This window comes from Micromonospora sp. CA-248260 (genome assembly GCF_050942205.1).
Taxonomy (GTDB): Bacteria; Actinomycetota; Actinomycetes; order Mycobacteriales; family Micromonosporaceae; genus Micromonospora; species Micromonospora antibiotica.
Map to the genome: position 1 here is coordinate 6,845,001 of NZ_CP192021.1, position 12,131 is coordinate 6,857,131.

Genomic DNA, 12,131 nt, shown 5'->3' on the forward strand with positions numbered 1-12,131 from the left:
GCCAGGTCCGCCGTCGGCACCGACGCGGACAGTCGCTTCGTTTCCACCATGCCCATCGGCCGAGCCAGACCGAGCCAGCCACGTCTACCAGGCCAGCCACGCCCGCCGGGGCCAGCCAGCGCCGACCAGGGCCGGCCGGGCCAACCAAGCCCGCCGTGCCGACCACGCCCGCCGTGCCGACCAAGCCCGACCCGGCCGGCCACGCCAGCCGGGCCAACCGCGTCTACCAGGGCCGACCGAGCCAGCCACGTCTACCAGGCCAGCCACACCCGCCGGGGCCAGCCACGCCAGCCAGGGCCGACCCAGGCCAGCCACGCCTGCCGGGGCCGGCCAGGCCGAACGGGTCAAACGGGCTGGCGTCGCCGCCAGCGGGCGGTCGAGAAACCGGGTGTACCCGCCGCCGGGCGGCCCGCTACCGTTGCGGCATGACCAGCGCGCCCGCCCAGCACCCCGGAACGTCGTACGACGTCCAGGTCGGTGCGGAGCGACGCCGGCGATCCGTCGCCCGCCCGCGCTGACCCATTCCCTGCGACCGGCGGATCGAGCCGCCGGTCACCGCCGCTGTCCTCGGTCCGTCCGCAGACTCTCCCATCCCGGAGATCCGCGTCGACGGATCCGAGCAGATCGGCGTACCCATGGATCTTGAAAGGCTGCTCACCGACCGGCTGACGCCGGCGTTCACCGCCGTGGCCGACGGCCCGGTCGACCCCGTGGTACGGCGCTCGCCGCGCGCGGACTTCCAGTCCGACGCGGCGTTGGCGCTGGCCCGGCGGCTCGGCCGGTCGCCGCGCGAGATCGCCCAGGCGGTGCTGGACCGTGCGGTCCTCGACGACGTCTGCGCGACGGCGGAGGTCTCCGGTCCGGGCTTCGTCAACCTGACGATCGACGACGGCGCGCTGGCCGGCATGGTCGCCGCGCTGGCCGCCGACGACCGGCTCGGGGTGCCGGTGACGGCCGCACCGGAGACCGTCGTGGTCGACTACTCGGGGCCCAACGTGGCGAAGGAGATGCACGTCGGGCACCTGCGCTCCACGGTCATCGGCGACGCGGCGGTACGGCTGCTGGGCTGGCTCGGGCACCGGGTCGTGCGGGTCAACCACCTCGGCGACTGGGGCACCCCGTTCGGGATGCTGATCGCGCATCTGGTGGACCTCGGTGAGGCGGAGGCGGCACAGGAGCTGTCCATCGGCGACCTCGACGGGTTCTACCAGGCGGCCCGGTCGAAGTTCGACGCCGACCCGGCCTTCCGGGACCGGGCTCGGCAGCGGGTGGTCGCGTTGCAGGGTGGCGATCCGGAGACGCGGCGGCTGTGGCGGCTGCTGGTCGAGCAGTCCCAGCGGTACTTCCTGACCGTGTACCAACTGCTCGACGTCACCCTGACCGAAGGCGACTTCCGGGGCGAGAGCGCGTACGACGACCGGCTCGGGGCGGTGGTGGGCGACCTCGACCGGCTCGGGCTGCTCACCGACAGCGCCGGGGCGACCTGCGCCTTCCCACCGGGGTTCACCGGGCGGGACGGCACACCACTGCCGTTGATCGTGCGCAAGGGCGACGGCGGGTACGGCTATCCGGCGACCGACCTGGCCGCGCTGCGGCTGCGTACCGGCGAGCTGGGCGCGACCCGGCTGCTCTACGTGGTCGGCCTGCCGCAGCGGCAGCACTTCGCGATGGTGTTCGCGGTGGCCGGGCAGGCCGGCTGGTTGCGCCCGCCGGCCCGCGCCGAGCACCTCGGCTTCGGCTCGGTCCTCGGTCCGGACGGGCGGATGCTGCGCAGTCGGACCGGGGAGTCGGTGAAGCTGGTCGACCTGCTGACGGAGGCGGTGACCCGGGCGACCGCGCTGGCCCGGACCAAGAACCCCGCGCTGGACGAGGCGGACGCGGCCGAGATCGGCCGGGCCGTCGGTATCGGCGCGGTCAAGTACGCCGACCTGGTCACCGACCGCACCCGCGACTGTGTGCTGGACTGGGAACGGATGCTGGCCCTCGACGGCAACACCGCCCCCTACCTGCAGTACGCGTACGCCCGGACCAGGTCGGTGTCGCGGCGGGCCGGCACCGCTGTCGACCCGGACGCCCGGGTCGTGCTCACCGCGCCGGCCGAGCGGGCGCTGGCGTTCGAGCTGCTCGGGTTCGCCACCGTCGTCCACGAGGTGGCCCGGACGATGGAGTTCCACCAGCTCGCCGGCTACCTGCACCGGTTGGCGACCCGGTTCAGCGCGTTCTACGAGCGCTGCCCGGTGCTGCGGGCCGACGGGGAACTGCGGGCCAGCCGGTTGCTGCTGACCGACCTGACCGGCCGCACCCTGCGGCAGGGGCTCTACCTGCTCGGCATCCGTACCGTCGAGCGGATGTGAGCCGACCGGCCCGTGGTCGACCCGGGCCGGGCCGGGTGGCGCGGCCCGGGTCGTCAGCTGGCCCCGGTGCGCAGTTGCTCGAAGTGGGGCTTCATCGCCGGGTAGTAGTCACCGAAGTCGGCCTTCGGGGCGTCCGCAGGGGCGTCCGGGCCGGCGGTCACCAGGAGATCGAGGTAGAACTCCCAGCCGGGGCCGATCTCGCCGACGTGCTCCTCGCTGTCGAGGTGGTGGGTGAACCGCAGTTCGGTGGTGCCGGCCGTCTCGGTGAGCGCCAGCTCGATCCGCCAGCCGCCCGACTCGTCGGCCGACGACACGGCCAGGTGCCGGGGCGCCTCGCACGCCTCGATCCGCAGCGCCGTCCAGGGGGTGCCGTCCTCGAAGGCCATCTGCAACCGGATCGTGCGGCCGGGGCCGGCGTCGCCCTCCCACCGCCCGAACCAGCGGGCGGTACGGTCGGGTTCGGTGACGCTCGCCCAGACGTCCTCGATCGGGGCGCGGAAGGTGCGCACCAGCACCAGGTCGGTGCCGGTGAGGGTGCGGAACAACTGCCCGGTGGGGATGCCGGTCATGCGGTCTCTCCTACTGCTCGGGGTGCCGTGTCGCGGGTGCGCCGCTCACGGCGGGTGCGGTGGACCTCTGTCTCCAGCGCGTCGAGGTGCTGCGCCCAACCGCGCGGACGACGCAACCGGGCGAGCCAGTCGACCAGCTCGGTGAGCCGGTCGGTGTCGAGCCGGTAGCGCCGCTGCCGACCCACCAGCTCGCTGTGGACCAGGCCGCTGTCCCGCAGCACCCGTAGGTGGCGGCTGACGGCCGGTCTGCTCACCGGGAACCGGTCGGCGATCTCCCCGGCCGGGAGGTCACCGTCGCGCAGCAGCTCGAGGATGCTGCGGCGGATCGGATCGGATATCGCCGCCGCCACCTCGTCCACCCGGAAAGCGTAACCCATTGGTTACGGGTTTCCCGGGGTGCCCCCGTCAGCGCAGCGGGGCCGGCAGTGGGCGTACCCCGGTGAGCTCTTCGGAGTGGGCCCAGAGGTCGGCCGCGAGCTGCCGGTCGGTGGCGGTGCCGCGCAGCGGCGCGAAGGTGGGCTCCGCACGGCGGAACAGCCTGCCGGGGCCGATGTGCCGGCCGGTGGGCGCGGCCGGCACGGTGGCCGCGAAGAGCATCGGTGCCGCAGCCTCGTCGAGAGGGCGGCGCAGCGGCCCCATGACGACGGTCTCGACCCGCCGGGCGAGGGACGGCAGGTCCCGGGAGAGGTCGGTCCTGGTCATCCCGGGGTGGGTGAGCAGACTGCGCACCGGTGAGCCCGCGGCCCGCAGCCGCCGGTCGAGTTCCAGCCCGAACAGCACGTTGGCCAGCTTCGACGTGGCGTACGCCCCGCCCGGGGAGTAGCGGCGCTCGGCGGCCAGGTCGGTCAGGTCGAGTCGACCGAGCCGGTAGAGACCCGAGGAGACGGTGACCACGACCGGCGTCCGGCCGGCGGTCAACAGGGGCAGCAGCCGCCCGGTGAGGGCGAAGTGGCCGAGGTGGTTGGTGGCGAGTTGGCTCTCCACCCCCTGTGGGCTCAGCCGCCGGGGAACGGTGCCGATGCCGGCGTTGTTGACCAGCGCGTCCACCACGTCGACCGCACTCCCGAGGTCCTCGGTGAAGGCGCGGACCGAGTCGAGGTCGAGCAGGTCCAGTCGACGCACGACGAGATCTGCCCGGGGGTGGTCGCGCAGGATCCCGGCCCGGACCCGGGTGCCCTTGGCGGTGTCCCGGACGGCCATCACCACCCGGCCCCGGCGGGCGGCCAGGTGGCGGGTGATCGCCACGCCGAGCCCGCTGCTGGCGCCGGTGACCACGAACGTCCGGCCGGACTGGTCGGTGAGATCGGCGACGGTCCAACCGGGTGCGCTGTCCATGGGGTGCCTTCCGGTGGAGGAATGAAGTGGATTACCTATCCGATTGAACCCGGGGGTAAACGGATTGTCAATCCGATCGGATGGTCCATCCGTTGGGTTAGGCTGGCGCGGTGACGACGACACTGCGTGCGGACGCCGCCCGCAACCGGGAACGGGTGCTCACCACCGCCCGTGCCGTGGTGGCGGAAGGTGACCTGTCGTTGCCGCTCAACGAGATCGCCCGGCGGGCCGCAGTCGGCGTCGGCACGGTCTACCGGCACTTCCCGACCCGACGGGCGCTGCTGGAGGCGCTCGCCGCCGACGCCTTCGCCGCGCTGCTCGACCAGGCACGGGCGGCAACCCGCGAGGACGACCCGTGGGCCGGCGTGGAGCTGCTGCTACGGGCCTTCCTGCGCAGTCAACTTGACGATCCGGCCCTCGCCGAGGTGCTCGCGACCCCCGCGGAACAGGACGCCACCACGCAGACCACAGCCGGTCGCGCGGAGTTGGGCGACCTGGCCGCGACCGTGCTGGAGCAGGCGACCCGGGCCGGCCGACTGCGCCCCGGCCTCACGCTGGACGACCTGCAACACCTGGTCTGCGGTACCGCGTTCGCCGCCCGGATCGCCGGCACGCCCCGGCACCGCGACGAGCTGTACCTGACCGTGCTGCTCGCCGGGGTCCGCGCACCCGACCCCGGCGAGGGGTCACGGCAGGCCGACTAACCGGGCCGGACGCACGGGTCGGCGGTCGTGGTCGACGGGCTGTCCGCCGTACGGCCGTCGGTGCCGGTCACCCGCACCGACCAGGTCACCGCCGAGGCACGGAGCCCACCCACCGTCACCTGGGCGGACGACCCGTCCACGGTCATCGCCCGGCTCGCCGCCCGGCCACCCGCAGGTGTCCACCGCACCCGGGCCGTCCCGAGCGTGGCACTGCCGGTGGCCCGGACGACCAGGCTCCAGGTGGCCGCGCCGCAGCGCACGTGCGCGTTCGCCGTCACCGTGAAGGGCACGGCCAGCGGCAGTGCGGCCGGCGGGTGGGGCACGGCCGGTTTTCCGGTCGGGGCGGGGACCGGCGGCGTACCCGCAGGCGGCACGACGGCGGTCGGCTGCCCGGCTCCGGCCGACGGCGAAGCGACGACCGGCGGCGGGACCGCCGTGGCCGGCACACCGGCACCGGCCGGACCCGACGGCGACGCACCCCGCTGCGGGGAACCGCCGCCCGTCGGGGCGGTCGACGACGTGCCACCGGACAGTTCGCCGGAGGTCACCGCCGCCTGCTCGGCGGCCGGCCCGACGGGCGACAACGCCCAGGTCCCGGCCCCGAGGAGCAGCAACAGCAGCAGACCGGCGAGCCGCCGCCGGTTGCGCCGGCGGGCCGGCGGGCCGGCGGTGACCGCGACCGGCCGCTCCGGGCCGGCGGCGGTGCCCGCAGCCGCCGCGTCACCCGAGGTCACCACCGCCACGGGCGCGGCGACCGGCACCGCGTGGACGACCCGTCCGCCAGCGGCGGCATCCGGGGCGTCCCCCGCGACGACGGAGTCGCCCGGCGACGCAGCGGTCTCGGACGACGGAGGCGTCTCGGTCCGGCCGTCGGACGCCCCGACCGGACCGGCCGGGTCGGGGGCCTCTCCCGGGGCGGCGGCATCGACGGCACCCCCGTCGGTCGGACCCCCGTCGGCGGAGCCCCCGTCGGCAGGTTCGTCGCCGGCCGGGTCGGGGCCGGGGTCGGGGCCGGCGACCTGGCCGGTGGCGGGATCCACGTCGGCGAGTCGCGGCCAGACCGAGTCGGCGACCACCAGAAAACCCGGTGCCGTGTACGCGGTCAGCAGCGCCGCCGGGTTGCACTGCTCGCGCCGCAGCAGCCCACACCGGGCGCAGTCGTCGATGTGCCGGGCGACCCGCTTGCGCAGGGTCGGGGTGAGCCGGCCCTGCCAGTCGTCGAGCAGGTCGGCCAGGGCCGGGCAGTCCCGCGCCCCGCCCCGGGCGACGAGCAGCGCACCGAGTGCCCGTTCGAGCTGGGACCGGGCCCGCGACAACCGGGCGTGCGCATGGTTGGCGGGCACCCCGAGCGCCGCACCGATGTCCACGGAGGACAGGTCGTGGCGGATCGCCAGGTGCACCACCTCACGGTCACCGGGGTTGAGCGCGGCGACCGCCAGGTGCACCAGGTCGCGTACCTGGTCGGCGTTGACGGCGGCGGCCGGGTCGGCGGTGTCGGCGACCGGCTCGGCCGCCTCCGCCAGCGGAGCGGAGCGGGACCGCTCCCGCAACTGCCGCAGGCACTCCGTCCGCACGATCGCGTACAGCCAGGACCGCAGCCGGTCCGGGTCACGCAGCTGGTCGATGCGCTGACCGGCGAGGAGGAACGCGTCGTGGACGGCGTCCGCGGCGGCCTCCGGCTCGCGCAGCATCACCCGGGCGTACGTGTAGAGCCGGTCGGCGTACCGCCGGTAGATGCCCTCCAGGCCGACCCGGTCACCACGTCGCAGCGCCTCGACCAGCGCCCGGTCGTCCAGCGCCGTCACATCCATCCGTTCCCCCACCACTCGTCCACCGCTCCAGTAGAGCGAAGAAAAAAATTCCCGGGAACTTTCTGTTGGCATGCCGACCCCCCGGCACTCCCACGGGTGTCATCGCAGCGCCGACACCGGGAGACACCCATGACAACGACACGTTCCTCGACCCACCGACCGGGCACCGGCCGACGCCGGTACCTGGCCACCGTAGTCGTCGCGACGCTCGCCGCCGGACTCGTCGCGACCACCTCGGTGGACGCCACCGCCGCCACCGTCCCGGGTGGCCCGACCGGGGTGCCCGGGGCCGCCGGAGCCGAACCGCTGGCCTTCCGGGTCGACCCGGGCCTGACCGCGCCCCGGCTGTCACTCGACACCGTCGGGCGGGTCGGCACCGACCGGCAGGTCGGTGTGGTGGCCGGGCCGGACGGGAAGCCCGCCGGCCTGGTGCTCGACGAGGTGATGGTGCGGGTCGCCGGCCAGTCCGAACTGGACGCCTTCCTGGCCCGCTGGGGTGGTCAGGTGCTCGACTCGTTCGCCCCCGACGAGCAGGGGCAGGACCACCTGGTCCGGGTGGACGCCAACCGGGCCGACCCGGCGGGGCTGGTCGCCGACCTGCTCGCCGCCGAGCCACGCCAGTCCGGCGGGTACCGGGTCGGCGACGAGCGCGCGTTGCGGCTGCTCGCGCTGGCCGCCGCCGAGTGGCGTACGGGCACCGAGCTGGTCCTCGACTGGCTGGTGGAGCCATCCGGCATCACCGACGGCCAGGTGTTCGAGGCCCCGGACATCGGCAAGAACGTCTTCGACTGGACGTTCATGCGGGCCGGTGGCGCGATGGACATCGGGGTGGCGCCGGCCTGGCAGCTGCTGGAGAGCAAGGGTCGGCTGACCAAGCAGGTGAAGTACCTGGTGCAGGACGGCGGCTTCCAGTTCAACTCCGACTTCCCCAGCAAGGTCTCGCTGCACAAGGCGGAATGGGGCGAGAGCAACACCAACGACTGCACCGGCGGCACGCCCTGCCCGTGGCACGCCACCAGCGTGGTCCTCGCCGGGATGGGCCGGGTCGACAACGACTACGGCACCGCCGGTCCGGCCGGGCCGGTGGTGCAGGAACTGGTCGCCGTCCGCAACGGCATCGACTACTGGACGGTCCTGCGCCGGCTGGAGAAGGCCGCCGAGTCGACCCACCCGGACGTGGTCAACCTCAGCTTCACCCGGGACGTGAACCTCGGCGTCAGCCACGCGCGCACCTGGACCGACCGGCGGATGAAGCACGTCCGGGACACCGGGGCGCTGATCGTCGCCGCCGCCGGCAACAACGGCACGAACGTCGACGGCGACACCCTCTGGGTGCCCTGCGAGAGCACGCACGTCATGTGCGTGGGCGGGATGAACACGAACGCGACCGTGTCCGGCGGGTCGAACTGGGGCACCAAGGACCTCACCACGTCGGTGGAGATCTACGGTCCGATGTGTGTGGCGGGCCTGACCGATCCGGGTACGCCTGCGGTCAACACCACGAAGACCACCTGCGGCACCAGTGTCGCCTCGCCGTTCGTGGGCGGGGTCGCCGCCCTGGTGATGGCCGCCGACCCGACGCTCACCTCCGAGCAGGTCCGCGAGATCCTCAACGACACCGCCCACGTCGGCGGGCTGGGCGACAAGGTGACCGGCAGCCAGCGCCGGGTCGACGCGCTGGCCGCCGTCGCCGAGGCGCTGGGCGTGACCGTCGGCAAGCCAGCGGTGACCATCAGCACCCCGAAGACCAAGCAGAAGTTCGGGGTGAACCAGTCGGTGGACCTCTGGGGCACGGCCACCGACTTCCTGGGCAAGGAGATCCCGCTCACCTGGACCAGCAGCCTCGACGGTGAGCTGGCCACCGGGTCGCAGACGTTCGTGCCGTCGCTGTCGGCCGGCAGCCACGTCATCACCGCCAGCGCCACCGACAGCCTGGGGCGTACCGGCTCGGCGTCGGTGACCGTCACGGTGGTGGACAGCCCGACGACGGTGGGGATCATCTCGCCGCCGGCGGGGCTGACCCTCACTGCGGGGCAGTCGGTCGGACTGCTCGGCACCTCGAACGATCCAGACCTCTTCGGCCAGCTCCCCGACGCGGAGGTGTCCTGGACGGTCCGGCGCGGCAACACGGTGGTCCTGGAGAAGGCCGGTCACCAGGCCCTGCTGCCGGCGAACGCGGTCACGCCGGGGGCGTACACCGTGACGTTCGCGGCGGGTGGGGCGAGCGTGCAGCGGGCCTTCGCGGTCACCTCGGCACCGGCCGGGCAGTCCCGGCCGGTCGCCACGATCACCCTGCCGACACCGGCCCTGGAGCTGACCACGATCGAGTCCGGGCCGAAGTCGGTCGCGTTCGTCGGGACCGGGTTCGACGTCGAGGACGGCGTGGTCGCCGGGACCCGGTTCCGGTGGACGGCGTACGGCGACGGCGGCGTCAAGCAGGTGCTGTGCCAGGGCGGCGGGGTGCCCACCGGCGAACCGGTCGACGACAAGGGCACGCCGAAGAACTGTGCGTCCTTCACCGCGGCGCTGGCCCAGCTGACCAGCGGGACCGACACCACCACCTGGTCGGTGTGGCTGGAGGTCTTCGACGCATCGGGTCTGGTCGGCACGGACTCCGTGCCGGTCCGGATCCGGCGGGTCACCCCCTGACGGTCCGTTTCCCCATCCGAACTCCGCCCGGGACCGACCGGTTCCGGGACCGCACGACACGAGGAGAGAACATCATGCGCAGCCAAGAGTGGACGCGACGGACGGTCGCCCTGGGTGGTGCCCTGCTGAGCGCGGTGGTGCTCGGTCAGGTCGCGCTCAGCGGGCCGGTGGCGGCGGTGCCCGGCCTGCTGATCCGCACGACGGTCGGGCCGAGCAACAGCGTCGCCAAGTCGCAGAGCGCGGTCTGCCCGACCGGCACCACGGTCATCGGCGGGGGCGGCGCGATCACCGGGTCGGGTCTCGGCCAGGTGGGCATGGACATCATGCAGCCGCTGGCCAATTCCGGGCTCTACTCGGTGACCGGCCGGGAGGACCCGAACGGTGTCGCCGGGAACTGGGCGGTCACCGCCGGCGCGATCTGCGCCCCGGCGCCGTCGGGTCTGGAGGTGGTGACCGGCCACTCCGCGTCCAACTCGGTCAACCCGAAGTTCCTGGAGTTGTTCTGCCCGGTGGGCAAGCGGGCCATCGGCGGCGGTGGTGCGGCCCTGGCCCTCGGCTCGGGGGCGAGTGACGTGCTCCTGGAGGACCTGCGGATCAACCAGAGCAGCGTGACGGTGGCGGGGGTCGAGGCCGGCAACGCCTTCGCGGGCAACTGGTCGGTGGACGCGTCGGTGATCTGCGTCGACCCGCTCCCCGGTGAGCAGCGGGTGATCGTGGACAGCGCCGACAACTCCACGGCCAGCCGCACGGTCACCGCCACCTGCCCGGCCGGCAAGCGCCTGCACGGGGTCGGCGGCGAGATCGTCGGCGGCGAGGGCCAGGTGCGGCTGACCGAGATGCGGCCCACCTCGTCGACCACGGCGACCGTCCGCGCCGCCGAGGACGAGAACGGTTTCAGCGGCAACTGGAAGGTGCGCGCGTACGCCGTCTGCGCGACCTGAGCCACCGGTCGTCGACCGACAGCCACCCCTGAGGCCCTGCGGTCCCGCGCCGATTCTCCGGCGCGGACCGTGGGGCCGTCCGCCGTCGGGCCGGCATCCCCGGTGCCTCTTGCCGTCGGGCCGGGTCCCCGGTGCCCCTTGCCGTCGGGCGCGGGAGACGGGCGGGGTGAGCAACGGTCCGCGGGAGACGGGCGGGGTGAGCAACGGTCGGCGGTCGCGGCGCAGGGTTGTGTCGACCTTCGCCGATGAGTAACGTCACGAATCGGTGCGACTACTCACCGTCATGGCAGGAGTGTTCCACATGACACAGACCACGCAGACCGACCTGCCCCACTGGCCGCCGGTCAACCCGGCCCGCAGCCCGTTCGCCCTGCTTGACGACGCCGAACGACTGCGCCTCGCCGGTCAGGCGGTGACCCGGGTGCAGCTGCCCACCGGAGCCACCGCCTGGCTGGTCACCCGGCATCCCGAGGTGCGGCAGCTGCTGCGCCACCCGGCGTTCAGCTCCGATCTGCAACGCCCCGGCTTTCCCCTGCTCCGCCCGCTGCCCCCCGAGGTGACGGCGGATTCCCAGGGGGCCTTCATCCGGATGGACGGCGAGGCGCACCTGCGGCTGCGCCGGATGCTCACCGCAGAGTTCATGATCAAGAATGTCCGCCGGATCGAACCGCTGATCCACCAGACCGTCTCCGAGGCCCTGGCCGACCTGGCCGCCGCCGGCCCACCGGCCGACTTCGTGTCGACGTTCGCCCTGCCGCTGCCGTCCAAGGTGATCTGTCACCTGCTCGGCGTCCCCTACGCCGACCACGACTTCTTCCAGTCCCGCAGCCGGCTGCTGCTCAACCGCCAGGCGCCGATGGACCAGCTCCAGCACGCCGCCCAGGAGCTGCGGGAATACCTCCGGTCGCTGATCGACGCCAAGCGGGCCCGGCCCGACGACGCCGACGACCTGCTCAGCCGGCTGATCCGGGAACGCGTCGAGCCGGGTGAACTCGGCGTCGACGAACTCGGCGGGATGGCCCTGCTGCTGCTCATCGCCGGCCACGAGACCACCGCCAACATGCTCGGCCTGAGCGTCCTGCTGCTGACCCGCCACCCCGGGCGGTACGCGCTCCTGCGCGACCGCCCCGACCTCGCCCCGGGCATGGTGGACGAGCTGCTGCGCTACCTCAGCATCGTCCGGACGGGGCTGTTCCGGGTGGCCACCGAGGACGTCGAGATCGGCGACCGGCTGATCCGGGCCGGCGAGGGCGTCATCGCCCTGCTCTCCCTGGCCAACCGGGACCCGGAGGTCTTCGACGACCCCGACGGGTTCGACCCGTACCGGCAGGCCCACCAGCACCTGGCCTTCGGGTTCGGGATGCACCAGTGCATCGGTCAGCCTCTCGCCCGAGCCGAACTGCGCGTCGCGCTGGTGGAGTTGGCACGACGCTTCCCCGACCTGAGGGTGGCGGCGGACCCACAGGAGTTGACCACCCGGGACAACTCGGTCGTGTTCGGCCTGGACGCTCTCCCGGTGACCTGGTGACGCCCGCCCCACGACAGCTACCGGCGGAGACGACGCCGCGGGTGGCCGTCGACCGGGAGCGGTGCTGCGGGGCGGGCAACTGCGTCCTGACCGCCCCGGAGGTCTTCGACCAGGACGACACCGACGGCCTGGTGCTGCTGCGCGACCCCGCCCCGGGAGCCGCGTCGCGCGACCGCGTCCAACGGGCCGCCGACCTCTGCCCGGCGGGTGCGATCCGGGTCGGCTGACGGCACCGGTGAG

The 12,131-nt window shown here is 73.7% G+C and carries 11 protein-coding genes (1 of these 11 only partly in view); 6 read left to right on the forward strand and 5 right to left on the reverse strand.

Annotation, left to right across the window (positions count from 1 at the left end):
• A protein-coding gene (locus tag ACQP2H_RS29805) for an SCO4848 family membrane protein (RefSeq protein WP_433229749.1) crosses the window boundary here: on the reverse strand, positions 1-56 show its 5' portion. 331 nt of this gene lie to the left of the window's left edge; 56 of the gene's 387 nt are visible here — the first part of the coding sequence; its start codon is at positions 54-56; the stop codon falls past the left edge of the window.
• Positions 57-635: 579 nt separating this feature from the next.
• Here ACQP2H_RS29805 and argS point away from each other — a divergent pair.
• On the forward strand, positions 636-2,354 hold the full coding sequence (gene argS / locus ACQP2H_RS29810; RefSeq protein ID WP_433229752.1) for an arginine--tRNA ligase: 1,719 nt from the start codon (positions 636-638) through the stop codon (positions 2,352-2,354).
• Positions 2,355-2,407: 53 nt separating this feature from the next.
• Here the strand turns inward: argS and ACQP2H_RS29815 are convergent, their stop codons facing one another.
• The 3 genes from ACQP2H_RS29815 to ACQP2H_RS29825 are packed head-to-tail and all read right to left on the reverse strand — an operon-like array spanning position 2,408 to position 4,258.
• On the reverse strand, positions 2,408-2,923 hold the full coding sequence (locus ACQP2H_RS29815; protein ID WP_219465172.1) for an SRPBCC family protein: 516 nt from the start codon (positions 2,921-2,923) through the stop codon (positions 2,408-2,410).
• Entirely contained in the window at positions 2,920-3,282 is a 363-nt protein-coding gene (locus ACQP2H_RS29820) for a metalloregulator ArsR/SmtB family transcription factor (RefSeq protein ID WP_219465173.1), read from the reverse strand. The genes ACQP2H_RS29815 and ACQP2H_RS29820 overlap by 4 nt, the downstream gene beginning before the upstream one ends.
• Before the next feature lie 46 nt (positions 3,283-3,328).
• Positions 3,329-4,258 carry an SDR family NAD(P)-dependent oxidoreductase gene (locus ACQP2H_RS29825; RefSeq protein WP_433229755.1) on the reverse strand — a complete coding sequence of 310 codons (930 nt, stop codon included), beginning with the start codon at positions 4,256-4,258 and terminating at the stop codon, positions 3,329-3,331.
• A 110-nt stretch (positions 4,259-4,368) separates the two neighbouring features.
• On the opposite strand from ACQP2H_RS29825, the gene ACQP2H_RS29830 reads away from it, so the two are divergent.
• Entirely contained in the window at positions 4,369-4,962 is a 594-nt protein-coding gene (locus tag ACQP2H_RS29830; protein ID WP_219465175.1) for a TetR/AcrR family transcriptional regulator, read from the forward strand.
• On the opposite strand, the gene ACQP2H_RS29835 is transcribed toward ACQP2H_RS29830, so the two are convergent.
• A complete protein-coding gene (locus ACQP2H_RS29835; protein ID WP_433229758.1) occupies positions 4,959-6,773 on the reverse strand; it encodes a sigma-70 family RNA polymerase sigma factor in 1,815 nt (604 codons plus the stop codon). The genes ACQP2H_RS29830 and ACQP2H_RS29835 overlap by 4 nt on opposite strands.
• 129 nt (positions 6,774-6,902) lie before the next feature.
• Here ACQP2H_RS29835 and ACQP2H_RS29840 point away from each other — a divergent pair, with 129 nt between their 5' ends.
• The 4 genes from ACQP2H_RS29840 to ACQP2H_RS29855 all read left to right on the forward strand — a co-directional run bounded on the left by ACQP2H_RS29840 (position 6,903) and on the right by ACQP2H_RS29855 (position 12,118).
• Positions 6,903-9,422 carry a S8/S53 family peptidase gene (locus tag ACQP2H_RS29840; RefSeq protein ID WP_433229761.1) on the forward strand — a complete coding sequence of 840 codons (2,520 nt, stop codon included), beginning with the start codon at positions 6,903-6,905 and terminating at the stop codon, positions 9,420-9,422.
• Between the two features lie 74 nt (positions 9,423-9,496).
• The gene (locus tag ACQP2H_RS29845) at positions 9,497-10,363 is read left to right on the forward strand and encodes a hypothetical protein (RefSeq protein WP_363817233.1); all 867 of its coding nucleotides are present in this window, start codon (positions 9,497-9,499) and stop codon (positions 10,361-10,363) included.
• 301 nt (positions 10,364-10,664) lie between these two features.
• Positions 10,665-11,891, forward strand: a complete 1,227-nt coding sequence (locus tag ACQP2H_RS29850) for a cytochrome P450 (RefSeq protein ID WP_357538224.1) — start codon at positions 10,665-10,667, stop codon at positions 11,889-11,891.
• Positions 11,888-12,118 carry a ferredoxin gene (locus tag ACQP2H_RS29855; protein WP_433229765.1) on the forward strand — a complete coding sequence of 77 codons (231 nt, stop codon included), beginning with the start codon at positions 11,888-11,890 and terminating at the stop codon, positions 12,116-12,118. The genes ACQP2H_RS29850 and ACQP2H_RS29855 overlap by 4 nt, the downstream gene beginning before the upstream one ends.
• Positions 12,119-12,131: the final 13 nt, after the last annotated feature.

What these genes read in the sequence shown, in the direction of transcription:
- ACQP2H_RS29850 (WP_357538224.1), top strand. Translation starts at nt 10,665, where the DNA reads ATGACACAGACCACGCAGACCGACCTGCCCCACTGGCCGCCGGTCAAC.
- ACQP2H_RS29835 (WP_433229758.1), bottom strand. Translation starts at nt 6,773, where the DNA reads ATGGATGTGACGGCGCTGGACGACCGGGCGCTGGTCGAGGCGCTGCGA.
- ACQP2H_RS29845 (WP_363817233.1), top strand. Translation starts at nt 9,497, where the DNA reads ATGCGCAGCCAAGAGTGGACGCGACGGACGGTCGCCCTGGGTGGTGCC.
- ACQP2H_RS29840 (WP_433229761.1), top strand. Translation starts at nt 6,903, where the DNA reads ATGACAACGACACGTTCCTCGACCCACCGACCGGGCACCGGCCGACGC.
- ACQP2H_RS29815 (WP_219465172.1), bottom strand. Translation starts at nt 2,923, where the DNA reads ATGACCGGCATCCCCACCGGGCAGTTGTTCCGCACCCTCACCGGCACC.
- argS (WP_433229752.1), top strand. Translation starts at nt 636, where the DNA reads ATGGATCTTGAAAGGCTGCTCACCGACCGGCTGACGCCGGCGTTCACC.
- ACQP2H_RS29825 (WP_433229755.1), bottom strand. Translation starts at nt 4,258, where the DNA reads ATGGACAGCGCACCCGGTTGGACCGTCGCCGATCTCACCGACCAGTCC.